The organism is Streptomyces sp. NPDC059852, assembly GCF_042731455.1.
GTDB lineage: Bacteria > Actinomycetota > Actinomycetes > Streptomycetales > Streptomycetaceae > Streptomyces.
This window is the reverse complement of the sequence record NZ_JBHWJK010000001.1, coordinates 42,844-68,613: the sequence shown is the minus strand read 5'-3', so window position 1 is coordinate 68,613 and position 25,770 is coordinate 42,844. Positions and strand designations below refer to the sequence as shown.

23 protein-coding genes are annotated in these 25,770 nt (G+C 71.5%); 18 read left to right on the top strand and 5 right to left on the bottom strand.

Annotated elements, in window-relative coordinates; translation table 11 throughout:
• Positions 1-48 precede the first annotated feature (48 nt).
• Together ACFV46_RS00335 and ACFV46_RS00330 are read left to right on the top strand one after the other, a co-directional pair.
• Complete coding sequence (locus tag ACFV46_RS00335) at positions 49-843, top strand: phosphatase (protein WP_361924731.1); 795 nt, start codon at positions 49-51, stop codon at positions 841-843.
• Between the two features lie 74 nt (positions 844-917).
• Positions 918-1,301, top strand: coding sequence for a nuclear transport factor 2 family protein (locus ACFV46_RS00330; RefSeq protein WP_361924730.1), 384 nt, complete (start codon positions 918-920; stop codon positions 1,299-1,301).
• 18 nt (positions 1,302-1,319) lie between these two features.
• On the opposite strand, the gene ACFV46_RS00325 is transcribed toward ACFV46_RS00330, so the two are convergent.
• The 3 genes from ACFV46_RS00325 to ACFV46_RS00315 form a co-directional block, all read right to left on the bottom strand.
• Positions 1,320-2,192, bottom strand: a complete 873-nt coding sequence (locus tag ACFV46_RS00325; RefSeq protein WP_361924729.1) for an acyl-CoA thioesterase II — start codon at positions 2,190-2,192, stop codon at positions 1,320-1,322.
• Positions 2,193-2,227: 35 nt separating this feature from the next.
• The gene (locus tag ACFV46_RS00320; RefSeq protein WP_361924890.1) at positions 2,228-3,385 is read right to left on the bottom strand and encodes an acyl-CoA dehydrogenase family protein; all 1,158 of its coding nucleotides are present in this window, start codon (positions 3,383-3,385) and stop codon (positions 2,228-2,230) included.
• 106 nt (positions 3,386-3,491) lie between these two features.
• A complete protein-coding gene (locus ACFV46_RS00315; RefSeq protein WP_361924727.1) occupies positions 3,492-4,106 on the bottom strand; it encodes a TetR/AcrR family transcriptional regulator in 615 nt (204 codons plus the stop codon).
• A gap of 87 nt (positions 4,107-4,193) precedes the next feature.
• On the opposite strand from ACFV46_RS00315, the gene ACFV46_RS00310 reads away from it, so the two are divergent.
• The 10 genes from ACFV46_RS00310 (at position 4,194) to ACFV46_RS00265 (ending at position 17,167) form a co-directional block, all read left to right on the top strand.
• On the top strand, positions 4,194-5,810 hold the full coding sequence (locus ACFV46_RS00310) for a carboxyl transferase domain-containing protein (protein ID WP_385496529.1): 1,617 nt from the start codon (positions 4,194-4,196) through the stop codon (positions 5,808-5,810).
• Between the two features lie 8 nt (positions 5,811-5,818).
• Positions 5,819-7,747, top strand: coding sequence for a biotin carboxylase N-terminal domain-containing protein (locus ACFV46_RS00305; RefSeq protein WP_385496528.1), 1,929 nt, complete (start codon positions 5,819-5,821; stop codon positions 7,745-7,747).
• Entirely contained in the window at positions 7,744-8,679 is a 936-nt protein-coding gene (locus ACFV46_RS00300; RefSeq protein ID WP_385496527.1) for a hydroxymethylglutaryl-CoA lyase, read from the top strand. Before ACFV46_RS00305 ends, ACFV46_RS00300 begins: the two co-directional genes overlap by 4 nt.
• 6 nt (positions 8,680-8,685) lie before the next feature.
• On the top strand, positions 8,686-9,846 hold the full coding sequence (locus ACFV46_RS00295) for an acyl-CoA dehydrogenase family protein (protein ID WP_361924719.1): 1,161 nt from the start codon (positions 8,686-8,688) through the stop codon (positions 9,844-9,846).
• A 185-nt stretch (positions 9,847-10,031) separates the two neighbouring features.
• Positions 10,032-11,078 carry an ABC transporter substrate-binding protein gene (locus tag ACFV46_RS00290; RefSeq protein ID WP_385496526.1) on the top strand — a complete coding sequence of 349 codons (1,047 nt, stop codon included), beginning with the start codon at positions 10,032-10,034 and terminating at the stop codon, positions 11,076-11,078.
• Between the two features lie 103 nt (positions 11,079-11,181).
• Positions 11,182-12,015: a siderophore-interacting protein gene (locus ACFV46_RS00285; RefSeq protein WP_376726727.1), complete on the top strand. Its 834-nt coding sequence runs from the start codon at positions 11,182-11,184 to the stop codon at positions 12,013-12,015.
• A gap of 134 nt (positions 12,016-12,149) precedes the next feature.
• Entirely contained in the window at positions 12,150-13,592 is a 1,443-nt protein-coding gene (gene desA, locus ACFV46_RS00280) for a lysine decarboxylase DesA (protein WP_385496525.1), read from the top strand.
• Positions 13,576-14,859, top strand: coding sequence for a lysine N(6)-hydroxylase/L-ornithine N(5)-oxygenase family protein (locus ACFV46_RS00275; protein ID WP_385496524.1), 1,284 nt, complete (start codon positions 13,576-13,578; stop codon positions 14,857-14,859). Before desA ends, ACFV46_RS00275 begins: the two co-directional genes overlap by 17 nt.
• Positions 14,856-15,398 (top strand): GNAT family N-acetyltransferase, encoded by a 543-nt coding sequence (locus ACFV46_RS00270; protein WP_385496523.1) that lies wholly within the window; start codon positions 14,856-14,858, stop codon positions 15,396-15,398. The genes ACFV46_RS00275 and ACFV46_RS00270 overlap by 4 nt, the downstream gene beginning before the upstream one ends.
• Complete coding sequence (locus ACFV46_RS00265) at positions 15,395-17,167, top strand: IucA/IucC family protein (RefSeq protein WP_385496522.1); 1,773 nt, start codon at positions 15,395-15,397, stop codon at positions 17,165-17,167. The genes ACFV46_RS00270 and ACFV46_RS00265 overlap by 4 nt, the downstream gene beginning before the upstream one ends.
• Positions 17,168-17,440: 273 nt before the next feature.
• On the opposite strand, the gene ACFV46_RS00260 is transcribed toward ACFV46_RS00265, so the two are convergent.
• On the bottom strand, positions 17,441-19,021 hold the full coding sequence (locus tag ACFV46_RS00260) for a beta-N-acetylhexosaminidase (RefSeq protein ID WP_385496521.1): 1,581 nt from the start codon (positions 19,019-19,021) through the stop codon (positions 17,441-17,443).
• 81 nt (positions 19,022-19,102) lie between these two features.
• Here ACFV46_RS00260 and ACFV46_RS00255 point away from each other — a divergent pair, with 81 nt between their 5' ends.
• From ACFV46_RS00255 to glmS, 3 genes are all read left to right on the top strand, one after another.
• The gene (locus ACFV46_RS00255) at positions 19,103-19,960 is read left to right on the top strand and encodes a DUF4429 domain-containing protein (RefSeq protein ID WP_385496520.1); all 858 of its coding nucleotides are present in this window, start codon (positions 19,103-19,105) and stop codon (positions 19,958-19,960) included.
• A gap of 85 nt (positions 19,961-20,045) precedes the next feature.
• On the top strand, positions 20,046-20,303 hold the full coding sequence (locus ACFV46_RS00250) for a hypothetical protein (protein ID WP_055623450.1): 258 nt from the start codon (positions 20,046-20,048) through the stop codon (positions 20,301-20,303).
• Positions 20,304-20,317: 14 nt separating this feature from the next.
• Complete coding sequence (gene glmS / locus ACFV46_RS00245) at positions 20,318-22,135, top strand: glutamine--fructose-6-phosphate transaminase (isomerizing) (protein ID WP_361924702.1); 1,818 nt, start codon at positions 20,318-20,320, stop codon at positions 22,133-22,135.
• 99 nt (positions 22,136-22,234) lie between these two features.
• Here the strand turns inward: glmS and ACFV46_RS00240 are convergent, their stop codons facing one another.
• Positions 22,235-22,762 (bottom strand): universal stress protein, encoded by a 528-nt coding sequence (locus tag ACFV46_RS00240; protein WP_361924700.1) that lies wholly within the window; start codon positions 22,760-22,762, stop codon positions 22,235-22,237.
• Positions 22,763-23,110: 348 nt separating this feature from the next.
• On the opposite strand from ACFV46_RS00240, the gene ACFV46_RS00235 reads away from it, so the two are divergent.
• From ACFV46_RS00235 to orn, 3 genes are all read left to right on the top strand, one after another.
• Positions 23,111-23,428 (top strand): hypothetical protein, encoded by a 318-nt coding sequence (locus tag ACFV46_RS00235; protein WP_062670240.1) that lies wholly within the window; start codon positions 23,111-23,113, stop codon positions 23,426-23,428.
• Positions 23,429-23,805: 377 nt separating this feature from the next.
• The gene (locus tag ACFV46_RS00230; RefSeq protein ID WP_361924698.1) at positions 23,806-25,035 is read left to right on the top strand and encodes a helix-turn-helix domain-containing protein; all 1,230 of its coding nucleotides are present in this window, start codon (positions 23,806-23,808) and stop codon (positions 25,033-25,035) included.
• A 76-nt stretch (positions 25,036-25,111) separates the two neighbouring features.
• Positions 25,112-25,714, top strand: coding sequence for an oligoribonuclease (gene orn, locus ACFV46_RS00225; RefSeq protein ID WP_361924696.1), 603 nt, complete (start codon positions 25,112-25,114; stop codon positions 25,712-25,714).
• The last annotated feature ends 56 nt before the right edge of the window (positions 25,715-25,770 follow it).

Genomic DNA, 25,770 nt, shown 5'->3' with positions numbered 1-25,770 from the left:
GCTCCGGAGCAGGGCTCCCGGCCCGTCGTCTGCCTCACAATGGGAACCATGCCGATACCCGGGACACCCAGCCGCGCCGAGCTCGTCGACCACCTCGTCCGCACCCGTATCGCGGGCGACGTCGCGACCCCCCGCGAGAACAACCTCTCCCACTACCGCCAGCTGGCGAACGGCAACCGCCACTACTGGCTCGGCCTGGAGCTCGGCGACCGCTGGACCGACGAGCAGGACGTGCTGGCGGTGATGGCGGAGCGCGTCGGCGTGAGCGACGACGCCGAGCACCGGCACGGCCAGGACACCATCGACCCGGAGCTGACGGTGGCCGCGCTGGAGCGCCTGGCGGCCCGGCTGCGCAAGGCGGCCGACGGCTCGCAGCGGGTGCTGTTCGCGACCGGCCACCCCGGGGGCCTGCTGGACGTCCACCGCGCGACGGCCGCCGCGCTGCGCGCCGCCGGCTGCGAGATCGTCGTGATCCCCGAGGGCCTGCAGACCGAGGAGGGCTACGTCGCGCAGTTCGCCGACGTGGCCGTCCTGGAGCACGGCGCGTCCCTGTGGCACACGCACTCCGGCGACCCGATGAAGGCGATCCTCACCGGCCTGGAGCGCGAGGGCCGCCCGCTGCCCGACCTCGTGGTCGCCGACCACGGCTGGGCGGGGTACGCGGCCCAGCACGGCGTGGACTCCGTCGGCTACGCCGACTGCAACGACCCGGCCCTGTTCCTCGCCGAGTCCGAGGGCACGCTCCAGGTGGCCGTCCCCCTGGACGACCACGTGGTCAGCCCGCGCCACTACGACCCGATGACGGCGTACCTCCTGTCGGAGGCGGGCCTGGGCGACGCCTGAGGCGTGCCCGAACCGGCGCACGGCACCCGCCCGTTCGGGCCGGGCGGGACGCGGCGGCTGATATGACTGAGGGCATGGAGGAAGCAGCCGCCGAGTCGGCGATCGACATGTTCCTGTCCGCCTTCAACGTCCCGGACGACCGGCACGTGACCGAACTGCTGGCCCAGGCCCTCACGTCCGACGTGGTCTTCTGGGGACCGCTGGGACGCAGCGAGGGCGTGGAGGCGGTCGAGCGGTTCGTGCTGGAGCTGCGCCGCCACCCGGCGGGGCCCGGCACCATGGTGCGCTGCTCGGGGGTGGACATGCCCGGCGAGTGGGCCCGCTACCGGTGGGTCTTCACCACGCCCGGCGGCGGGCCGCGTCTGGCCGGGACGGACGTCGTCCATCTGCGGCGGGGCCTGATCGACCAGATGATCGTCTTCGCAGGGGACGTCGAGCCCGCCGCGGCGGGCGCCTGACAGGCCCCCGCCCGGGGCTCAGTCCGCGCGCGGGACGCGGACCACGCCCTCCTGGATGACCGAGACCGCGAGGCGGCCGTCCTGGGTGTAGATGCGGGCCTGGCCGAGGCCTCGGCCGCCGTGGGCCGACGGGGACTCCTGGTCGTACAGGAGCCACTCGTCGGCGCGGAACGGGCGGTGGAACCACATGGCGTGGTCCAGGGAGGCCCCGACGACGTCGCCGACGGCCCAGCCGCCGCGCCCGTGGGCGAGCAGCACCGAGTCGAGCAGGGTCATGTCGGAGACGTAGGTCGCGAGCACGACGTGCAGCAGGGGGTCGTCGGCGAGTTTGCCGTTGGTGCGGAACCACACCTGGGAGTGCGGTTCGCGCGGCTCGCCGTAACGGCCGTACGGCGGCTCGTCGACGTAGCGCAGGTCGACCGCCCGGCGGGCCTCCAGGAACCGCTCGACGACCGCCGGGTCGAGGTGCCCGTAGCCGCGCAGCCGCTCCTCGGAGGTGGGCAGCGACGCCGGGTCGGGCGCGGGCGGCATCGGGGCCTGGTGGTCCAGGCCCTCCTCGTGCGTCTGGAACGACGCCGACAGCGCGAAGATCGGCTTGCCGTGCTGGACGGCGACCACCCGGCGGGTGGTGAAGGAGCGCCCGTCGCGCATGCGGTCGACGTTGTAGACGATCGGCGCCCCCGGGTCCCCCATGCGCAGGAAGTACGCGTGCAGGGAGTGGGCGGGCCGGTCCGCGGGCACCGTGCGGCCCGCGGCGACGAGCGCCTGGGCCGCGACCTGTCCCCCGAAGACGCGCGGGACGACGGCGGACTGGGACCGGCCGCGGAAGATGTCCACCTCGATCTGCTCCAGGTCGAGCAGATCGAGGAGGCTCTGAAGTGCCTCGTTCATGGCACCTTTTCTACTGGCAGGGAATGTCAGGAGCCTTACAGGCCCATGTCCTTCGCGATGATCGTCTTCATGATCTCGCTGGTTCCGCCGTAGATGCGGTTGACGCGGTTGTCCGCGTACAGACGCGCGATCGGGTACTCGTTCATGAAGCCGTAGCCGCCGTGCAGCTGGAGGCAGCGGTCGATCACCCGGTGGGCGACCTCGGTGCAGAACAGCTTCGCCGAGGCGGCCTCGGCGGGCGTCAGCTCACCGGCGTCGAGGGCCTCCAGGGCGCGGTCGGCGACGGCCTCGGCGGCGTCCACCTCGGCCTGGCAGGCGGCCAGCTCGAACTTGGTGTTCTGGAAGGACGCCACCGGCTTGCCGAAGACGGTGCGCTCCTGGACGTACTGCTTGGCAAACCGGACGGCGGCCTTGGCCTGGGCGTAGGCGCCGTAGGCGATGCCCCAGCGCTCCGAGGCGAGGTTGTGGCCGAGGTAGTAGAAGCCCTTGTTCTCCTCGCCGAGGAGGTCCTCGACGGGCACCTTGACGTCGACGAACGCGAGCTCGGCGGTGTCGGAGGTGCGCAGGCCCAGCTTGTCCAGCTTGCGGCCGATGGAGTAGCCCTCGGACTTGGTGTCCACGGCGAACAGGGAGATGCCGTGACGGCGGTCCTCGGCGGTGGGCGCGGCGGTGCGGGCGCACACGATCACCCGGTCGGCGTGCACACCGCCGGTGATGAAGGTCTTGGCGCCGTTGAGGACGTAGTGCGTGCCGTCCTCGGAGAGCTTGGCGGTGGTCTTCATGCCCGCGAGGTCGGAGCCGGTGCCCGGCTCGGTCATCGCCAGCGCCCACATCTCCTCGCCGGTGACGAACTTCGGCAGGTAGCGCTTCTTCTGCTCGTCGGTGGCGAGCATCTTCAGGTACGGCAGGCCGAGCAGCACGTGCACACCGGAGCCGCCGAACTGCACACCGGCGCGGGCGGTCTCCTCGTACATGATCGCCTCGAACTTGTACGAGTCGATGCCGGCGCCGCCGTACTCCTCGTCGACGCGGATGCCGAAGACGCCCAGCTCGGCGAGCTTGTAGTAGAAGTCGCGGGGCGCCTGGCCCGCCGCGAACCACTCGTCGTAGACCGGCACGACCTCGGCCTCGATGAAGGCCCGGATGGTCTCCCGGAACGCCTCGTGATCCTCGTTGAACACCGTACGGCGCACGCCGTCCACCTCCACCGGTACATGTCTAAGCGCTTGCTCATCAAAGGTACCGGCGAGTAGCGAAGGACGTCCAGGGTGGAACGGCCGACAACGACCGTAACGCTCGTCACTCCCCCGGCGGGCACGCCCCGTCCCCGGCCGCCCCGAAGGCCCCGCGCGCCATCCGGTGCAGCAGTCCCGCGGTGGCCCCCCGCCCCGGCAGGGCACCCGGACGGCCCAGGTGCGGGGTGGAGTTCAGCAGGCCGAACACCGAGTGCACGGCCGAGCGGGCGGCCGGCTCGCCGAGCTCCGGATAGACCCGGCGCACCACCTCCACCCACAGCTCGACGTACTGCCGCTGGAGCTGGCGCACGAGCTTGCGGTCGCTGTCGCGCAGGCGGTCCAGCTCACGGTCGTGCAGGGTGATCAGGGGGCGGTCGTCGAGGGCGAAGTCGATGTGGCCCTCGATCAGGGAGTCGAGGACCTCCTCCGCCGGCACCCCGTCCGCCTCCGCCAGACGCCGCTTCGCGCCCGTCAGCAGCCGGCCGCTGATCCCGACCAGCAGCTCGGCGAGCATCGCGTCCTTGCCGGGGAAGTGCCGGTAGAGGCCGGGGCCGCTGATGCCGACCGCGGCGCCTATCTCGTCGACACCGACGCCGTGGAAGCCGCGCTCGGCGAAGAGCCGCGCGGCCTCCTTGAGGATCTGCTCGCGGCGGGTGGGGGCGTCGGTTCTGGTGGCCATGGGAACGATTCTAGACAGGGAGGTTAGCGGTCGTTAACCTGATGGAAATGCGTTAACGCTCATTAACAAGGTGAGGGGACCGCGAGGATGCACGAGGCACCGGAGCTCCAGAGCGCGGCGGATCCCGCGTCGGAGACCTGGCGGGCCAACGAGGAGGCCCACCGGGCGCTCGGGGAGGAACTGCGCGCCAGACTGGCCGCGGTGCGGCTCGGCGGGGGTGAGAAGGCCCGCGCCCGGCACACCGCGCGCGGCAAGCTGCTGCCCCGCGACCGGGTCGACACCCTGCTCGACCCGGGCTCGCCCTTCCTGGAGCTGGCTCCCCTCGCCGCCGACGGGATGTACGACGGACAGGCCCCGGCGGCGGGCGTCATCGCGGGCATCGGGCGGGTCAGCGGCCGCGAGTGCGTCATCGTCGCCAACGACGCCACCGTCAAGGGCGGCACCTACTACCCGATGACCGTCAAGAAGCACCTGCGCGCCCAGGAGGTGGCCCTGGAGAACCGGCTGCCCTGCCTGTACCTGGTCGACTCCGGGGGCGCATTCCTGCCGATGCAGGACGAGGTCTTCCCGGACCGCGACCACTTCGGGCGGATCTTCTACAACCAGGCCCGGATGTCCGGCGTGGGCATCCCGCAGATCGCCGCGGTCCTCGGCTCCTGCACGGCCGGCGGCGCCTACGTGCCCGCGATGAGCGACGAGGCCGTGATCGTGCGCGGCCAGGGCACGATCTTCCTCGGCGGGCCCCCGCTGGTGAAGGCCGCCACCGGCGAGGTCGTCACCGCGGAGGAGCTCGGCGGCGGCGAGGTCCACTCCCGGGTCTCCGGCGTGACCGACCACCTCGCGGAGGACGACGCGCACGCGCTGCGCATCGTGCGGAACATCGTCGCCACCCTGCCCGCCCGCCGCGACCTCCCCTGGGAGGTGACGCCCGCCGTCGAGCCGAAGGTCGACGCGTCCGGGCTGTACGGCGCCGTGCCGGTCGACTCCCGCATCCCCTACGACGTGCGCGAGATCATCGCGCGCGTGGTCGACGGCTCCCGCTTCGCGGAGTTCAAGTCCGAGTTCGGGCAGACCCTCGTCACCGGCTTCGCCCGCATCCACGGGCACCCGGTCGGCATCGTCGCCAACAACGGCATCCTGTTCTCGGAGTCCGCCCAGAAGGGCGCCCACTTCATCGAGCTGTGCGACCAGCGCGGCATCCCGCTGGTGTTCCTGCAGAACATCTCCGGGTTCATGGTCGGCAAGGACTACGAGGCCGGCGGCATCGCAAAGCACGGCGCCAAGATGGTGACCGCGGTCGCCTCCACGCGCGTCCCGAAGCTGACGGTCGTGGTCGGCGGGTCGTACGGCGCGGGCAACTACTCGATGTGCGGCCGGGCGTACTCGCCGCGCTTCCTGTGGATGTGGCCGAACGCCAAGATCTCCGTCATGGGCGGTGAGCAGGCCGCCTCGGTCCTCGCCACCGTCAAGCGCGACCAGCTGGAGGCGCGCGGCGAGACCTGGCCGGCCGAGGACGAGGAGGCGTTCAAGGCGCCCGTGCGCGAGCAGTACGAGCGCCAGGGCAACGCCTACTACGCCACCGCCCGGCTCTGGGACGACGGGGTCATCGACCCGCTGGAGACCCGCCAGGTGCTGGGTCTGGCCCTGACCGCCTGTGCCAACGCGCCCCTGGGTGACCCCCAGTTCGGCGTCTTCCGGATGTGAGGGGGACCATGTTCGACACCGTACTCGTGGCCAACCGGGGCGAGATCGCCGTCCGGGTCGTCCGGACGCTGCGCGCGCTGGGCGTGCGCTCGGTGGCCGTCTTCTCCGACGCGGACGCCGACGCCCGCCATGTGCGCGAGGCCGACACGGCGGTCCGGATCGGTCCCGCGCCGGCCGGTGAGAGCTATCTGTCCGTGGAGCGGCTGCTGGAGGCGGCCGCCCGCACCGGCGCCCAGGCCGTCCACCCCGGCTACGGCTTCCTCGCGGAGAACGCCGGCTTCGCGCGCGCCTGCGCCGACGCCGGGCTGACCTTCATCGGGCCGCCCGCCGACGCCATCTCCCTGATGGGCGACAAGATCCGCGCCAAGGAGACCGTGAAGGCGGCCGGAGTCCCGGTGGTGCCGGGCTCCAGCGGCAGCGGCCTCTCCGACGCCGAACTGGCCGGCGCCGCCCGCGAGATCGGCATGCCGGTGCTGCTCAAGCCGTCGGCGGGCGGCGGCGGCAAGGGCATGCGGCTGGTGCGGGACGCGGCGCTGCTGGCGGACGAGATCGCCGCCGCCCGCCGCGAGGCCCGCGCCTCCTTCGGCGACGACACCCTGCTGGTCGAGCGGTGGATCGACCGCCCCCGGCACATCGAGATCCAGGTCCTGGCCGACGGGCACGGCAACGTCGTGCACCTCGGCGAGCGCGAGTGCTCGCTGCAGCGCCGGCACCAGAAGATCATCGAGGAGGCGCCCAGCGTGCTCCTCGACGAGGCCACGCGCGCGGCGATGGGTGAGGCGGCCGTGCAGGCGGCCCGCTCCTGCGGCTACCGGGGCGCGGGCACCGTGGAGTTCATCGTGCCGGGCGGCGACCCGTCCTCGTACTACTTCATGGAGATGAACACCCGGCTCCAGGTGGAGCACCCGGTCACCGAGCTCATCACCGGCATCGACCTGGTGGAGTGGCAGCTGCGGGTGGCGGCCGGCGAGCGCCTGGCCTTCGGGCAGGACGACATCCGGCTCACCGGGCACGCCGTCGAGGCCCGCGTCTGCGCCGAGGACCCGGCGCGCGGCTTCCTGCCGTCCGGCGGCACGGTGCTGAGGCTGCGTGAGCCGCAGGGCGACGGCGTGCGCACCGACTCCGGGCTCAGCGAGGGCACCGAGGTCGGCAGCCTGTACGACCCGATGCTGTCCAAGGTGATCGCGTACGGCCCCGACCGCGCGACCGCGCTGCGGAGGCTGCGCGCGGCCCTCGCCGGGACGGTCACGCTGGGCGTGCCGACCAACGCGGGCTTCCTGCGGCGGCTGCTGGCGCAACCGGCGGTCGTGACGGGCGAGCTGGACACGGGGCTGGTCGAGCGCGTGGTCGACGACCTGGTGCCCACCGAGGTGCCCGAGGAGGTGTACGAGGCGGCGGCGGCCGTCCGCCTCGACGCGCTGCGCCCGGCCGGCGACGGCTGGACGGACCCGTTCTCCGTGCCGAGCGGCTGGCGGCTCGGCGGCACCCCGCGCCCGGTGAGCTTCCCCCTGCGGGTGCGGGAGCCCGTGGAGTACACCCCGCGCGGCTCCGCCGTCGTCACGGACGACGAGGTGTCCGTGACCCTCGACGGCGTCCGGCACACCTTCCAGCGGGCCGCCGACTGGCTGGGCCGCGACGGCGACGCCTGGCACGTGCGCGACCACGACCCGGTGGCCGCCTCGCTCACCGGTGCCGCCCACGCGGGCGCCGACTCGCTGACCGCGCCCATGCCCGGGACGGTGACGGTGGTGAAGGTCGCCGTGGGCGACGAGGTGACGGCGGGCCAGAGCCTGCTCGTGGTGGAGGCGATGAAGATGGAGCACGTCATCTCCGCCCCGCACGCCGGCACCGTCGCCGAACTCGACGTCACACCCGGCACGACGGTCGCCATGGACCAGGTCCTCGCGGTCGTCACGCCGGCGGAGGAGGAGCGATGACGCTGCCCATGACCGTCCCGGCGCCGGGCCTGCCGGCCCGGGTGCGCATCCACGAGGTCGGCGCGCGCGACGGCCTGCAGAACGAGAAGTCGACCGTGCCCACCGAGGTCAAGGCGGAGTTCGTCCACCGGCTCGCCGCGGCCGGTCTGACGACGATCGAGGCGACGAGCTTCGTCCATCCGAAGTGGGTCCCCCAACTCGCCGACGCCGAGCAGCTGTTCCCGCTCGTCTCCGACCTCCAGGGCGTCGAGCTGCCGGTCCTGGTCCCCAACGACCGCGGCCTGGACCGGGCGCTCGCGCTCGGCGCCCGCCGTATCGCGGTGTTCGCCAGCGCCACCGAGTCCTTCGCCAAGGCCAACCTCAACCGCACGCTGGACGAGTCCCTCGCGGTGTTCGAGCCGGTGGTGCGGCGCGCCAAGGACGAGGGCGCGCAGGTGCGCGGGTATGTGTCGATGTGCTTCGGCGACCCCTGGGAGGGTGCCGTACCGCTCCCCCAGGTCGTCCGGGTGTGCAAGGCGCTCGTCGCGATGGGCTGCGACGAGCTGAGCCTCGGCGACACCATCGGCGTGGCCACACCGGGCCACGTCCGCGCGCTGCTCTCCCGGCTCAATGAGGAGGGCGTGCCGACCGACGTCATCGGCGTGCACTTCCACGACACCTACGGGCAGGCCCTCGCCAACACCTACGCCGCCCTCCAGCACGGCGTCACCACCGTCGACGCCTCCGCGGGCGGTTTGGGCGGCTGCCCGTACGCCAAGTCCGCCACCGGCAACCTCGCCACGGAAGACCTCGTGTGGATGCTGCGCGGCCTCGGCATCGACACCGGGGTCGACCTCGGCCACCTCGTCGCCACGAGCGCGTGGATGGCCGGCCACCTGGGACGGCCCAGCCCCTCCCGCACCGTACGAGCCCTCTCCCACAAGGAGCAGTGAACCGCCATGGACCACCGTCTCTCCCCCGAACTGGAGGACCTCCGCCGCACGGTGGAGGAGTTCGCCCACGATGTCGTGGCGCCGAAGATCGGCGACTTCTACGAGCGTCATGAGTTCCCGTACGAGATCGTGCGGGAGATGGGCCGCATGGGGCTGTTCGGCCTGCCCTTCCCCGAGGAGCACGGCGGCATGGGCGGCGACTACCTGGCGCTGGGCATCGCCCTGGAGGAGCTGGCCCGCGTCGACTCCTCGGTGGCCATCACCCTGGAGGCGGGTGTCTCGCTGGGCGCCATGCCGATCCATCTGTTCGGCACCGAGGAGCAGAAGCGCACCTGGCTGCCGAAGCTGTGCTCCGGTGAGATCCTCGGCGCGTTCGGTCTGACCGAGCCGGACGGCGGCTCCGACGCGGGCGCGACCCGGACGACGGCCCGCCTCGACGAGTCGACGGGCGAGTGGGTCATCAACGGCACCAAGTGCTTCATCACCAACTCCGGCACCGACATCACCGGTCTGGTGACGGTGACGGCGGTGACGGGCCGCAAGCCGGACGGCAAGCCGCTCATCTCCTCGATCATCGTGCCCGCCGGCACCCCGGGCTTCACGGTCGCCGCCCCCTACTCCAAGGTCGGCTGGAACGCCTCCGACACCCGTGAGCTGTCCTTCGTGGACGTCCGTGTCCCCGCGGCCAACCTGCTCGGCCAGGAGGGCCGCGGGTACGCGCAGTTCCTGCGGATCCTGGACGAGGGCCGGATCGCGATCGCCGCGCTGGCCACGGGTCTGGCGCAGGGCTGTGTGGACGAGTCGGTGAAGTACGCCAAGGAGCGCCACGCGTTCGGCCGTCCGATCGGCGCCAACCAGGCCATCCAGTTCAAGATCGCCGACATGGAGATGAAGGCGCACACGGCCCGCCTCGCCTGGCGCGACGCGGCGTCCCGGCTGGTGGCCGGGGAGCCGTTCAAGAAGGAGGCGGCGCTGGCGAAGCTGTACTCGTCCACGGTCGCGGTGGACAACGCCCGGGACGCCACGCAGGTCCACGGCGGCTACGGCTTCATGAACGAGTACCCGGTGGCCCGGATGTGGCGGGACTCCAAGATCCTGGAGATCGGCGAGGGCACCAGCGAGGTGCAGCGCATGCTGATCGCGCGGGAGCTGGGCCTGGTGGGCTGAGCCGCCGAGCACGATCCGAACGAGGCTCAACGTCCCGGCGACACCGGGGCGTTGGGCCTCACGGCGTGCGGGGCCGGGCGCGGGACCGCTCACAGCGCCCCACCCTCTGGACATCAGCTGAGGTTAGGCTAACCTACCTTTGAACTGTCCAGCGGTGATCAGCCCTGTTCGAAAGCAGCGTAGCCATGTCCAACGCCAGAGCCACCCACCTCACCCGCCGCGGCGTCCTCGCCGCCGGTGGCGCCCTCGGCCTCGGCGCCGTGCTCGCGGCCTGCGGCGACGACGACGCGAAGAGCGGTGGGTCGAACGAGGCCGCGGGCGCCGGCAAGTCCGGCCCGTGGACGTTCGAGGACGACCGCGGCACCACCGTGAAGCTGGACAAGGTCCCCACGAGGATCGTCGCCTTCGTCGGTGTGGCGGCCGCCCTGTACGACTACGGCATCGAGGTCAAGGGCGTCTTCGGCCCGACGAAGACCAAGGACGGCAAGGCCGACGTGCAGGCCGGCGACATGGACGTCAGCAAGCTGACGGTGTTCGGCAACGTCTGGGACCAGTTCAGCGTCGAGAAGTACGCGGCGTTCGCCCCCGAGGTCCTCATCTCCACGACCTTCGACAGCGCCGGCACCCTCTGGTACGTCCCCGAGGCGTCCAAGGACAAGATCGCCAAGCTCGCCCCGAGCGTGGCCGTCTCGGTCTACGACCGTCAGCTGACCCAGCCGCTGGAGCGGGTGTGGGCGCTGGCCGAGTCCCTCGGCGCCGACCTGAAGAGTGGCAAGGCCGCCCAGGCCAAGAAGGAGTTCGAGGCCGCCGCCGAGCGTCTGCGCAAGGCAGCCAAGGCCCGCCCGGAGATCAAGGTGATGGCCGGCTCCGCCAGCCAGGACATCTTCTACGTCTCCGGCACGAACCTCTCCATCGACCTGGAGTACTTCAAGGCCCTCGGCGTGAACTTCGTGGAGCCGCCGGAGAGCGCCAAGAAGGAGGGCGGCGGCTGGTACGAGAGCCTGAGCTGGGAGAACGTCGACAAGTACCCGGCCGACATCATCATGATGGACGACCGCACCCAGACCATCCAGCCGGCCGACATCTCCGAGGGCACCTGGAAGAAGCTGCCCGCCGTGAAGGCCGGGCAGGTCATCCCGCGCTCGCCCGAGCCGATCCTGTCGTACGCCAAGTGCACGCCGCTGCTGACGAACCTGGCAGAGGCCATCGAGAAGGCCGAGAAGGTCGCCTGAGAAGCGGCCGGTCGAGGGCGCGGGGCGACCGCGGGCCGGTCCTGCCGGTCCCCCGCACCCCTTGTGAGCAGGCACACCGACGTCGATCCGGGAGTCGCCCCTTATGACCACCGCCGTCGCAGCCCCCTTCCGCTTCTTCGCGCTCCAGGTCGAACGGACCCGGCGGCTCACCCCGTCCCTGGTCCGGGTCACCTTCGCAGGCGCGGACCTGGAGCACTTCCACTCCGACGGGCGTGACCAGTCCCTGTCGCTGTTCCTGCCGCACCCGGGGCAGAGCGAGCCCCGCGTCCCCGTCGAACTGGGCGACGGCTGGTGGCACGGCTGGCGTGAACTGCCGGACGGCGTACGGGCGGTGATGCGGTCGTACACACTGCGCGCGCTGCGCCGCGACGCCGGTGAGATCGACGTCGACTTCGTGCTGCACACTCCGGCCGGCCCGGCCTCCTCCTGGGCGGCGCGGGCCGCCGCGGGCGACCGGGTGCTGGTGCTCGGCCCCGCGATCGCGGACAACCGGGCGATCCGCTTCCGGCCGCCCGCGGACACCGGGCCGGTCGTCCTGTGGGGCGACGAGAGCGCCGTGCCCGCCGTCGCCGCCGTCCTCGAGACGCTGCCCGCCGGCACGCGCGCCCGGGTGTGGCTGGAGGTGCGGGACGCCGGGGACGTCCAGGACCTGCCGACCGCCGCCGACGCCGAGATCACCTGGCTGATCCGGGACCGGGCGCACCCCGAGGGCACTCCCCTGGCCCTGGACTCCGTCCGGGCCGCCCGAATCCCCGCCGCCGAGCGGCCGTACGTCTGGCTCGCCGGTGAGTCCGGCTGCGTGAAGGCGCTGCGCCGGCACTTCGTCGCCGAACGCGGCCTGGACCGCCGCAGGGTGACCTTCGTGGGCTACTGGCGGCAGGGCATGAGCGAGGAACAGTTGCGCGCTTCGGCGTGAGCTCGGGCGCCCGGCGCGCGCCCCCTTCGTGACCCCGGTCACGTCCGAACGCGGCATAAGCAAGGTGAACTTAGGTTAGGCTAACCTAAGTTGGCACGCTCCCCAGAGCCCCGTCCCCACCGGAGGACCTCCCCATGCGCTCGCACCTGCTCAACGACACGACCGCGGAGCGGTACCGCCGCTCCGTGACCGAAGGCATCGAGCGGGTGGCCGCCAAACTCGCCGCCACCGACCGGCCGTTCACCGGCATCCCGGTCGACGACCTCGCGCCCGCCGTCGACGCGATCGACCTCGACCGCCCGCTGCACGACACCACCGCGGTGCTCGACGAGCTGGAGGAGGTCTACCTCCGGGACGCCGTCTACTTCCACCACCCGCGCTACCTCGCCCACCTCAACTGCCCCGTCGTCATACCGGCGGTGGTGGGCGAGGCGGTGCTCTCCGCCGTCAACTCCTCCCTGGACACCTGGGACCAGTCGGCCGGCGGCACCCTGATCGAGCGCAAGCTCGTCGACTGGACCGCCGCCCGGATCGGCCTCGGGCCGGCCGCCGACGGCGTGTTCACCTCCGGCGGCTCCCAGTCGAACCTCCAGGCGCTGCTGCTGGCCCGTGAGGAGGCCAAGACGGACGACCTGGCGAAACTGCGTGTCTTCGCCTCCGAGGTCAGCCACTTCAGCGTGAAGAAGTCCGCCAAGCTCCTCGGACTCGGCCCGGACGCCGTGGTGTCCGTCCCCGTCGACCACGACAAGCGCCTGCAGACCGTCGCGCTCGCCCGCGAGCTGGAGCGCTGCGCCCGGGACGGTCTGGTCCCCATGGCCGTCGTCGCCACCGCGGGCACGACCGACTTCGGCTCCATCGACCCGCTGCCCGAGATCGCCGGGCTCTGCGAGCAGTACGACACCTGGATGCACGTCGACGCCGCCTACGGCTGCGGCCTGCTCGCCTCCGTGAAGTACCGGGACCGCATCGACGGCATCGAGCGCGCCGACTCCGTCACCGTCGACTACCACAAGTCCTTCTTCCAGCCGGTCAGTTCGTCCGCCGTGCTGGTCCGCGACGCCGCGACCCTGCGGCACGCCACCTACCACGCGGAGTACCTCAACCCGCGCCGCATGGTCGAGGAGCGCATCCCCAACCAGGTCGACAAGTCCCTCCAGACGACCCGCCGTTTCGACGCGCTCAAGCTGTGGATGACCCTGCGCACGATGGGGGCCGACGGCATCGGGCAGCTCTTCGACGAGGTGTGCGACCTGGCAGCGGCGGGCTGGCGGCTGCTGGCCGCCGACCCCCGCTTCGAGGTGGTCGTGGAGCCCAGACTGTCCACCCTCGTCTTCCGCCACATCCCGGCCGCCGTCACCGATCCGGCCGAGATCGACCGGGCCAACCTGTACGCCCGCAAGGCCCTGTTCGCCTCCGGTGACGCCGTGGTCGCGGGCACCAAGGTCAACGGCCGCCACTACCTGAAGTTCACCCTGCTCAACCCCGAGACGACGACCGGAGACATCGCCGCCGTCCTCGACCTGATCGCCGGCCACGCCGAGCAGTACCTGGGAGACTCCCTTGACCGCGCGTCCTGACAACCCGCCCGTGATCCACGACTTCGTGGCCATCGGGCTCGGCCCGTTCAACCTGGGCCTCGCCTGCCTGACCGAGCCGATCGCCGAACTCGACGGCGTGTTCCTGGAGTCGAAGCCCGACTTCGAGTGGCACGCGGGCATGTTCCTGGACGGCGCCCACCTCCAGACGCCGTTCATGTCGGACCTGGTGACCCTCGCCGACCCGACCTCGCCGTACTCCTTCCTGAACTACCTGAAAGAGAAGGGGCGGCTGTACTCGTTCTACATCCGCGAGAACTTCTACCCGCTGCGCGTCGAGTACGACGACTACTGCCGCTGGGCCGCGAGCCGGCTGAGCAGCATCCGCTTCGGCACGACGGTGACCGAGGTGACGTACGAGGACGAGGCCGCGGTCTACGCCGTGCGCACCGAGGCCGGCGACCTCTACCGGGCCCGCCACCTCGTCCTCGGCACCGGCACCCCGCCCCACATACCCGAGGCGTGCGAGGGCCTCGGCGGCGACTTCCTGCACAACTCCCGATACCTCCAGCACAAGGCGGAGCTGCAGAGGAAGGAGTCCATCACACTGGTCGGTTCCGGGCAGTCCGCCGCCGAGATCTACCTCGACCTGCTCAGCGAGATCGACGTCCACGGCTACCGGCTGAACTGGGTCACCCGCTCCCCGCGGTTCTTCCCGCTCGAGTACACCAAGCTCACGCTGGAGATGACGTCCCCCGAGTACGTCGACTACTACCGCGCGCTGCCCGAGGACACCCGCTACCGGCTCACGGCCGAGCAGAAGGGCCTGTTCAAGGGCATCGACGGCGACCTGATCAACGAGATCTTCGACCTGCTCTACCAAAAGAGCCTCGGCGGTCCGGTCCCCACCCGGCTGCTCACCAACTCCGCCCTCACCGGCGCGCGCCACGAGAACGGCACGTACACCCTGGACTTCCGCCAGGAGGAGCAGGGCAAGGACTTCACGATCGAGTCGCAGGGCCTGGTGCTGGCGACCGGCTACAAGTACGCCGAGCCCGAGTTCCTGCGCCCGGTGCGCGACCGCCTCGTCTACGACGGCCGCGGCAACTTCGACGTCGCCCGCAACTACGCCGTCGACGTCACCGGCCGCGGGATCTTCCTGCAGAACGCCGGCGTCCACACGCACAGCATCACCAGCCCCGACCTGGGCATGGGGCCGTACCGCAACGCGTACATCATCCGCGAGCTGCTCGGCACCGAGTACTACCCCGTCGAGAAGACGATCGCGTTCCAGGAGTTCTCCGTATGAGCACCCGCACCTTCACCTTCCGCCCCCTCGACCCGCTGCGGGACGCCGAGCTCCTGCACTCCTGGGTGACCCACCCCAAGGCCGCGTTCTGGATGATGCAGGACGCGAGGCTGGAGGACGTCGAGCGCGCCTACATGGAGATCGCGGCCGACGAGCACCACCACGCCCTGCTCGGCCTCGACGAACACGGGGCGCCGGCCTTCCTGATGGAGAAGTACGACCCCGCCCACCGGGAGCTGACCGGCCTGTACGACCCGCTGCCGGGCGACGTGGGCATGCACTTCCTCACGCCGGCGACCGACCGTCCCGTGCACGGCTTCACCCGGGCCGTCATCACCGCCGTGATGGAGCACCTCTTCGAGGACCCGGCGGTCCGGCGGGTCGTCGTGGAGCCGGACGTCGCCAACACGGCCGTCCACGCCCTGAACGCGGCGGTGGGGTTCGTGCCCGAGCGCGAGATACAGAAGCCCGAGAAGAAGGCGCTGCTGAGCTTCTGCACCCGTGAGCAGTTCGAGGCGGCCCGAGGAGCGACCGTATGAGCCTGTCCGACGCCGTGGCGCATCTGTCCCCCCACCGCTGGACGCGGGCCAACCGCCTCCTGATCCGCAAGGCGCTCGCCGAGTTCTCCCACGAGCGCCTGCTCACCCCCGAGCCGTCCGGCGACGGGCGCTACACGGTCCGCAGCGACGACGAGCGCACCCGGTACACGTTCACCGCCGTGCGGCGTGCCCTGGACCACTGGCAGATCGACGACGACTCGATCGCCCGTCACCGCGACGACACCGAACTCCCGCTGGAGGCGCTGGACTTCTTCGTCGAGCTGCAGAAGTCCCTCGGGCTGAGCGACGAGATCCTGCCCGTGTACCTGGAGGAGATCTCCTCCACCCTCTCGGGCACCTGCTTCAAGCTGACCAAGCCGCGGATCCCGGCCGCCGAGCTGGCCCGGTCCGGGTTCCAGGCGATCGAGGCCGGGATGACCGAGGGCCACCCCTGCTTCGTCGCCAACAACGGGCGGCTCGGCTTCGGCGTCCACGAGTACCTGGAGTACGCCCCGGAGGCAGCGCGTCCGGTCCGGCTGGTGTGGCTGGCGGCCCACCGCTCGCGCGCCGCGTTCACGGCGGGCGCCGGCGTCGAGTACGAGTCGTTCCTGCGCCAGGAGCTGGGCGCGGAGACCGTGGACCGGTTCCACGGGGTGCTGCGCGCGCGGGACCTCGACCCCGGTGACTACCTCCTCATCCCCGTGCACCCGTGGCAGTGGTGGAACAAGCTGGCCGTCACCTTCGCCGCCGAGGTCGCCCGCGAGCACCTGGTCGTGCTCGGTGAGGGCGACGACGAATACCTCGCCCAGCAGTCCATCCGGACCTTCTTCAACAGCACCAGTCCGCACAAGCACTATGTGAAGACGGCCCTGTCGGTCCTCAACATGGGCTTCATGCGGGGCCTCTCGGCCGCGTACATGGAGGCCACGCCCGCCATCAACGACTGGCTGGCCCAGCTCGTCGACGGCGATCCGGTGCTGCGCTCGACGGGCCTGACGATCATCCGGGAGCGGGCCGCGGTCGGTTACCGGCATCTGGAGTACGAGGCGGCGACGGACCGGTACTCGCCGTACCGGAAGATGCTGGCGGCGCTGTGGCGCGAGAGCCCGGTGGCCCGCCTGGAGGACGGCGAGACCCTCGCCACCATGGCCTCGCTCGTGCACGTCGACCACGAGGGCGCGTCGTTCGCGGCCGCCCTGATCGAGCGGTCGGGCCTGGACCCGGTGGAGTGGCTGCGGCACTATCTGCGGGCCTACTTCGTCCCGCTGCTGCACAGCTTCTACGCCTACGACCTGGTGTACATGCCGCACGGCGAGAACGTCATCCTGGTCCTGAAGGACGGCGTGGTCCGGCGCGCGATCTTCAAGGACATCGCCGAGGAGATCGCCGTGATGGACCCGGACGCGGTGCTGCCGCCGGCGGTCGAGCGGGTGCGCGTGGACGTGCCCGAGGACACGAAGCTGCTGTCCGTCTTCACGGACGTCTTCGACTGCTTCTTCCGCTTCCTCGCGGCCGACCTCGCCACCGAGGGCGTCCTCGACGAGGACGCCTTCTGGGGGACGGTCGCCGAGGTGACCCGCGACTATCAGCGGTCGGTGCCCGAGCTCGCCGAGAAGTTCGAGCGGTACGACATCTTCGTGCCCGAGTTCGCGCTGTCCTGCCTCAACCGGCTCCAGCTGCGGAACAACCGGCAGATGGTGGACCTCACGGACCCGGCGGGCGCGCTCCAGCTCGTCGGCACCCTGAAGAACCCCATCGCGGGGCTCTGACCCACGGACAGGCGGGCGCCCCCGGAGTACGGTCCTCCGGGCGCGCCCGTCGTCGTGTGCCGTGTGCGCCAGGTCGTGTCCGCAAAGTCCCATCGTTCGCCCGTAGGGCGGGCCGAGCGGTGTCCGGTGCGTGCTCTGGGGGTCCCCCCTGCTCGAAGAGCTCGGGGGAGTGCCGGGCGGACTCCCGCGTACTGGTTGTACGCGGGTGGCCGGCCGGTGCGCCGAGAGGGCGTGCCGGGCGCCGGGCGGCAGGCGGGACTTCGCGGACACGACCTAGGCCGAGGGCCAGGGGACCTGGGGCGACCGGTAGAAGTCGATGCCCAGTGCCTCCCACCGCTCCGCCTGTGCGGCGAGCCGCACCTTGTAGGCGTCCCAGTCGTGCGTCGAGGCCGGCGACCAGCCCAGCTCGGCGACGCCCGGGAGCCGCGGGAACGCCATGTACTCGATCTCGTCGGACCGGGTCAGCGTCTCCGACCACAGCGGGGCCTCGACACCGCGGATCGCCGACGCGGGCGCCCCCGGCAGATACGCGGCCGGGTCCCAGTCGTAGGACCGGCGCACCTCCACGAGGCCCGCCCAGGACAGCCCCAGCGGGGTGTCGGCGGTGTACTTCATGTCGAGGTAGACGCGGTCGGCCGGGGACAGGACGATCCCGGTGCCGTTGCGCGCGGCCGCGGCGACCCGTTCCTTCTCCTCGGCGCTCGTGCCGTCCAGGCCCCAGTACTGCGCGAGCGCGCCCTTCGCCGGGGTGGCGCCGGTCAGCTGGTGCCAGCCCACCACGGTCTTGCCGTACCGGGCCACGATCGGCTGCACCCTCTCCATGAACGCCACGTAGTCCTCGTGGCTGGTGGAGTGCGCCTCGTCACCGCCGATGTGCAGATAGCGGCCGGGGGTCAGCGCGGCCAGCTCGCGGATCACGTCGTCGACGAAGTCGTAGGTGATCTCCTTGCCGGCGCACAGCGAGCTGAAGCCGACCGCGGTGCCCGTGTAGAGCGGGGGTGCGACGCCGTCGCAGTTCAGGTCGGCGTACGAGGCGAGGGCGGCGTTGGTGTGCCCGGGCATGTCGATCTCGGGGACGACCTCCAGATAGCGGGAGGAGGCGTACCGGACGATCTCCCGGTAGTCGGCCTTGGTGTAGTGGCCGCCGGGGCCGCCGCCGACCTGGGTGGAGCCGCCGTAGGTCGCCAGCCGCGGCCAGGAGTCGATGGCGATGCGCCAGCCCTGGTCGTCGCTGAGGTGCAGATGCAGCTTGTTGATCTTGTAGAGGGCGAGCTGGTCGATGTACCGCTTGACCTGCTCGACGGTGAAGAAGTGCCGGGAGACGTCCAGCATCGCGCCACGCCAGCCGTAGCGCGGGGTGTCCTGGAGGGAGCCGCCCGCGACCAGCCAGGGGCCGGGCTGCACGGAGTCCTTCTCGACGGCGGCCGGGAGCAGCTGGCGCAGCGTCTGCACGCCGTGGAAGAGGCCGGCCGGGGCCGCCGCGGTGATGGTGACGCCGGCGGGCCCGCTGTCGAGGCGGTAGCCCTCGGCGCCGAACGGGCCCTGGTGCAGGCGCAGCCGGATGCCCCCGGCGCCCCGGTCGGTGACCGGGAGGCGGTAGCCGGTGGAGGGGCGCAGAAGACCGGCGAGGTACTCGCCGACGCGGCGCGCCTCCGCGGAGCCGTCGACCCGGATGTGGGTGCCGCGGGTGATGCGGTACGGGTGCTCGCCCGGGGTGGCGTGCGCGGGCGCGGGGACGACGTGGTCGAACGGGGTGGGTGACGTCGGGCGGGGTGCGGGGGTGGCCCCGGTCGCCGAGACGCCGAGGGCGACGAGGACCAGGGAACCGAGAAGGCGCAGCGTTCTGTGTTTCACAAAACCGTCCCTTCCATGGGCAGTTGACGCTCCAAGAGGTCTGGACCACTCTCTCGTGACCCGGATGGAACAATCCACCCCATGGCGGAAATCATCCAGAAGGACGGCACCTGGATCTTCGACGGCGACGCCCTGCGGCTGATCCCCGGCCGCGACAGGGGCGTCGCCCTGCTGCGCGCGGCTCTGGGCGAACTCGTCGTGCCGGTCGAGGCGTTGGCAGGGATCTCCTTCGAGCAGGGCAAGCGGGCCGGGCGGCTCCGGCTGCGGCTCCGCGACGGCGCCGACCCGCTGCTGATCGCCACGGGCGGCCGGCTGACCGAGCCCCACGACCCGTACCAACTGCTGGTGGAGCCCGACCGGTACGGCGTCGCGGAGTACGTCGTGGACGAGGTCCGCAACGCGCTGCTGCTGGACGAGGTCCCGGCCGGCCCGGTCGACCGGTATCTGCTGCCCGGCCCCTCGCTGCCGCTGTCCTTCTCCGCCGGGGACGGCACGGCCGCCTTCGACGGGGAGCAGGTCCGCCTGGAGTGGAACTGGAAGACGGAGGAGGCCAAGGCCGCGGGCGGGCCCCGCACGATCCCGGTCACGGACGTCCGCGCGGTGGAGTGGCAGCCGGCCGCGGGCCTGGAGAACGGCCACCTCCGCTTCGTCGTGCGCCACGGCTCCGCCACGACGCCGCCGAAGTACGACCCGCACGCGGTCGAGCTGTGGGGGTTCAAGAAGGACCCGCTGATGGCGCTGGTCGCGGCGGCCGTACAGGCCCGCATCCCCCATCCGGCCGCACCCGCCCCCCGGGACACCGTCCCGCGCCAGGCGGACGGCGAGGACCACGACGTGCTGCTGCGCAGGCTGCGCGAACTCGGCGACCTGCACCGCACAGGCGTCCTGACGGACGAGGAGTTCACGGCCGCCAAGCAGGCCGTGTTGAAGCGCCTGTAGCAGACAGCTCCGCCGCGAGCGCACCCCTGCCCGAAATCGGGCAGAATTCTTGCGAAGAGATCTCCGATACCCCAGGATCTAGCGAGTGCACGACGACCTTGTTGATCATCTGACCCGCAGCACGCCCCTGAACCGGGGCGAGGCGCTGAGGGTGATCCAGGACGTGCTCGCCTACTTCGACGAGACGACCGAGCAGTTCGTCCGTCGCCGCCACCGCGAGCTCCAGGCCCAGGGCCTGGTGAACGCGACGATCTTCGAACGGATCGAGGCGGACCTGAAATACCGGGCGGTGGCACCGCCGGAGCTCTCGCTCCGGCAGCTGCGCCGGATCGTCTACGGCTAGGGGTACCTGTTCCTATGTGCGGAATCGTCGGATACATCGGGAAGCGTGACGTCGCGCCCCTGCTCCTGGAGGGCCTGCAGCGCCTGGAGTACCGCGGGTACGACTCGGCGGGCATCGCCGTCACCTCCCCGAAGACCGCCGGCCTCAAGACCGTGAAGGCCAAGGGCCGGGTCCGCGACCTGGAGGCCAAGGTCCCGGCGCGCTTCAAGGGCACCACCGGCATCGCCCACACCCGCTGGGCCACCCACGGCGCCCCCTCCGACGTGAACGCCCACCCGCACCTGGACGCCGAGGGCAAGGTCGCCGTCGTCCACAACGGCATCATCGACAACGCCGCCGACCTGCGCCGCAAACTGGAGGCGGACGGCGTCGAGTTCCTGTCGGAGACCGACACCGAGGTCCTCGTCCACCTCATCGCCCGTTCCGAGGCGGAGAAGCTGGAGGACAAGGTCCGCGAGACCGTGCGCCTCATCGAGGGCACCTACGGCATCGCCGTCCTGCACGCCGACTTCCCGGACCGCATCGTCGTGGCCCGCAACGGCTCCCCGGTCGTCCTCGGCATCGGCGAGAAGGAGATGTTCGTCGCCTCCGACATCGCCGCGCTGGTCGCCCACACGCGGCAGATCGTCACCCTGGACGACGGCGAGATGGCCACCCTCAAGGCCGACGACTTCCGCACGTACACCACCGAGGGCACCCGCACCACCGCCGAGCCCACCACCGTGGAGTGGGAGGCCGCCTCCTACGACATGGGCGGCCACGACACCTACATGCACAAGGAGATCCACGAGCAGGCCGAGGCCGTGGACCGCGTGCTGCGCGGCCGTATCGACGACCGCTTCTCCACCGTGCACCTCGGCGGCCTCAACCTGGACGCCCGGGAGGCCCGCCAGATCCGCCGGGTGAAGATCCTCGGCTGCGGCACCTCGTACCACGCGGGGCAGATCGGCGCCCAGATGATCGAGGAGCTGGCCCGTATCCCCGCGGACGCCGAGCCGGCCTCCGAGTTCCGCTACCGCAACGCGGTCGTGGACCCCGACACGCTCTACGTCGCCGTCTCCCAGTCCGGTGAGACCTACGACGTCCTCGCGGCCGTGCAGGAGCTCAAGCGCAAGGGCGCCCGGGTCCTCGGCGTCGTGAACGTGGTGGGCTCCGCGATCGCCCGCGAGGCCGACGGCGGCGTGTACGTGCACGCCGGCCCCGAGGTCTGCGTGGTCTCCACGAAGTGCTTCACCAACACCACGGTGGCCTTCGCCCTCCTCGCCCTGCACCTCGGCCGCACCCGTGACCTGTCCGTGCGCGACGGCAAGCGGATCATCGAGGGCCTGCGCAAGCTGCCCGCGCAGATCGCCGAGATCCTGGAGCAGGAGGCGGAGATCGAGAAGCTGGCCAAGCAGTACGCCGACGCCCGCTCGATGCTCTTCATCGGCCGCGTCCGGGGCTACCCGGTCGCCCGCGAGGCGTCCCTGAAGCTCAAGGAGGTCTCGTACATCCACGCCGAGGCCTACCCGGCCTCCGAGCTGAAGCACGGCCCGCTGGCCCTGATCGAGCCCGCCCTGCCGACGGTCGCGATCGTCCCCGACGACGACCTGCTGGAGAAGAACCGCGCCGCGATGGAGGAGATCAAGGCCCGCAGCGGCAAGATCCTCGCGGTCGCGCACCAGCCGCAGGAGAAGGCGGACCAGACGATCGTGGTCCCGAAGAACGAGGACGAGCTGGACCCGATCCTCATGGGCATCCCGCTGCAACTCCTCGCCTACCACACGGCGTTGGCGCTGGGCCGGGACATCGACAAGCCGCGCAACCTCGCCAAGTCGGTCACCGTCGAGTAGCCGGACCGGCCCCCGTACACCCCGGAACCCCTCGTGACGCCACGGCGTGCGAGGGGTTCCGTGCGCCGAAGGGCGCGAAGTCCGTGCGGGGAGGGCGCGTCAGGGAATGACGACGACCGGGCGCTTGGCCCGCTTGGCGAGCCGCCCGGCGACCGAACCGAAGAGCCGTCCGACGAGGCCGTGCGTGGAGCCGACGACGATCGCGTCCGCCTCGTACTCCACCCCGACCTCCTCGAGTTCGTGGCAGATGTCGCCGCCGCGCTCGACCAGGATCCAGGCGACCTCGGCGAGGTAGTCGGCGCAGGCCAGTTCGAGGCCGAGCACCTCGGTGCGGTGGTCCGGGACGTCGACGAAGACCGGCGGCTCACAGCCCGCCCACACCGTGGTGGGCAGCCGGTTGGCGACATGGACGATGATCAGGCCCGCCCCGGACCGATGGGCCATGCCGATGGCGTAGGCGAGGGCCCGCTCACTGGACGTGGAACCGTCGAAGCCCACGACGACGCCGTGCTTGAAGGCGGGATCGCAGGGGTGGCGTGACTCTTCCGCCGCGAGGGGATCGGCCGCCGTGGGATCGGCGACGGGCCGCTTGCGGTCCGCGGGTTCGAAGAATTCGTGACCGGCCATGGCTGTCTCGGCGTTGTGATCCTTTATGGACGGGCTCGCGAGCGGAGCTCGTTGACGGATGTGGCGGTCTGTGGCTGAGCGGTGTCCGGGAATGGTCTTCCCAAGCCCATACCCCAAGGGTACGGCGGCACTCCTCCTTAGCCCAGATACCCGCAGCGGTCCGTACGGGTTCCAGGGAGCATGCACGAGGGTGCGCCCGTAACGCAATGGTTGCTGCGGTGTACAGGCGGTTTGCGCCGGCGCACGTCCCGCCCGGCGGGAAGCCGGTCGTCCACCAGTGACCGACGGCCCGTCCCCGCGTTGATCACCACGAGCCGTCCGCCAGGGACCCCAGGAGCACACGCACGCATGACCGGACCCCGCACCCCCTCCGAGGACAGCGTGACCGAGGTGGTCCGCTGGGCGGCCTTCAGCTGTGTCCTGGTCCCCGTCGTGCTCCTCTGGTACGGCACCTCGTTCGCCGGCGCCGCCGGCACCGCCCTCGGTCTCGCGGCCGTCACCGCCGCCTGCCGCCTGCTGCTGCGCCAGTCGGAGCGAGGGGCGGCCCGCGCCCGGGACATGGAGCGCGCCGGCCCCTCCCCGCGTCGTCGCGGCCGTCACCATCGCACCGGGACCGGTGCGCATCGCGGTGGACGGCACACGGGACGGATTACACCGGGCGGCTGACCGGTTTCCGCGCACGCGTACGTTGGTTTTCAGCCAACTTCCGTTGCGCGGGCATCCCCTGCCCTCCACACCCCCCAACCCCCGCCCCACCTGCGCGAAAAGGACCCGGAGGCCCCCGCGCACCGTATGGGGATCGGCCACTGCCACAAGGCGTACTTCCCTGCACGGCGCGGGAGTGCAACGCTTCGTGATCGAATGCTTCACGCCAAGTTGCCAAGTCGACAATGTGCCGAGTGCCGAACCGGCCACTGCGGCACGGCGCGACACAGTAGATTCGATCTTGACTGTCTACGGCGGGGGACTCGTGCAGGACCGAGGGGAAACGTGCAGGAGCGACACAACCGAGGAGCCGCGACCACCGAGGGGGGCTTAGCAGGATGAGCCACGACTCCACTGCCGCGCCGGAAGCCGCGGCCCGGAAACTCTCCGGGCGACGCCGCAAGGAGATCGTCGCGGTGCTGCTGTTCAGCGGCGGCCCCATCTTCGAGAGTTCCATACCGCTGTCGGTGTTCGGGATAGACCGCCAGGACGCCGGCGTGCCGCGCTACCGACTGCTGGTGTGCGGCGGCGAGGAAGGCCCACTGCGGACCACAGGGGGCCTGGAACTCACCGCGCCACACGGCCTGGAGGCGATCTCACGGGCGGGCACGGTCGTCGTGCCGGCCTGGCGTTCGATCACCTCACCACCACCGGAGGAGGCGCTCGACGCGCTGCGCCGGGCCCACGAGGAGGGCGCCCGCATCGTCGGGCTGTGCACCGGCGCCTTCGTCCTCGCGGCGGCCGGCCTGCTGGACGGCCGTCCGGCGACCACCCACTGGATGTACGCACCGACGCTGGCCAAGCGCTATCCGTCGGTCCACGTCGATCCACGGGAGCTGTTCGTCGACGACGGCGACGTGCTGACGTCGGCCGGTACGGCGGCCGGAATCGACCTCTGTCTCCACATCGTGCGGACGGACCACGGAAACGAGGCGGCCGGAGCGCTCGCCCGCCGCCTGGTCGTCCCGCCGCGCCGGACGGGAGGCCAGGAGCGCTACCTGGACCGCTCTTTACCGGAGGAGATCGGCGCCGACCCGCTCGCCGAGGTCGTCGCCTGGGCGCTGGAGCACCTGCACGAGCAGTTCGACGTCGAGACGCTGGCGGCCCGCGCGTACATGAGCCGCCGCACCTTCGACCGCCGGTTCCGCTCGCTGACCGGCAGCGCCCCGCTGCAGTGGCTGATCACCCAGCGGGTCCTCCAGGCGCAGCGCCTGCTGGAGACGTCCGACTACTCGGTCGACGAGGTCGCCGGACGCTGCGGCTTCCGCTCGCCGGTCGCGCTGCGCGGGCACTTCCGCCGCCAGCTCGGCTCGTCGCCGGCCGCGTACCGGGCGGCGTACCGGGCCCGGCGCCCGCAGGGCGACCGGCCCACCGAGCCGGAGCCCGCGGTCGGCACCGGCCACACACCGCAGGGCCCGCCGCCCTCCCCCTACCCGGAGGGCGGACCGGTCCCGCTGCAGACCCGGCGCACCCCCGCCTCCGTGGGGTCGTCCGCGTCCGCCGACCACGGACGCGAGCTGTACGTCGGCGGCCGGGCGAGCCTGCCCGGGCAGCGCAGCGGAGCATGACACCGTGCCGCCCCCGGCGTGCGCCGGGGGCGGCACCGGTCCTCCCAAACGGGAGCGCCCGCCTTAGGGTGGTCGCATGAACGATCGCATGGTGTGGATCGACTGCGAGATGACCGGCCTCTCGCTGTCCGACGACGCGCTCATCGAGGTTGCCGCCCTCGTCACCGACTCCGAGCTGAACGTCCTCGGCGAGGGGGTCGACATCGTCATCCGCCCGCCGGACGCGGCGCTGGAGACGATGCCGGAGGTGGTGCGTCAGATGCACACCGCGTCCGGTCTGCTCGACGAGCTCGCCGGCGGCACGACGCTCGCCGACGCCGAGGAGCAGGTCCTCGCCTATGTCCGCGAGCATGTGAAGGAGCCGGGGAAGGCGCCGCTGTGCGGCAACTCCGTCGGCACCGACCGGGGCTTCCTGCTGCGCGACATGCCGACGCTGGAGGACTACCTCCACTACCGGATCGTGGACGTCTCCTCGATCAAGGAACTGGCCCGCCGCTGGTACCCGCGCGCCTACTTCAACAGCCCCGAGAAGAACGGCAACCACCGCGCCCTCGCCGACATCCGCGAGTCGATCGCCGAGCTGCGGTACTACCGCGAGGCCGTCTTCGTGGCGCAGCCGGGCCCCGACTCGGAGACCGCGAAGGCGATCGCCGCGAAGCACGTCCTGCCTGCTCAGTAGGGGTGCGGAAGGGGTGCCGGGGGGCGCCGCGGAATGTGTGCGCGAGCACCCCTTCG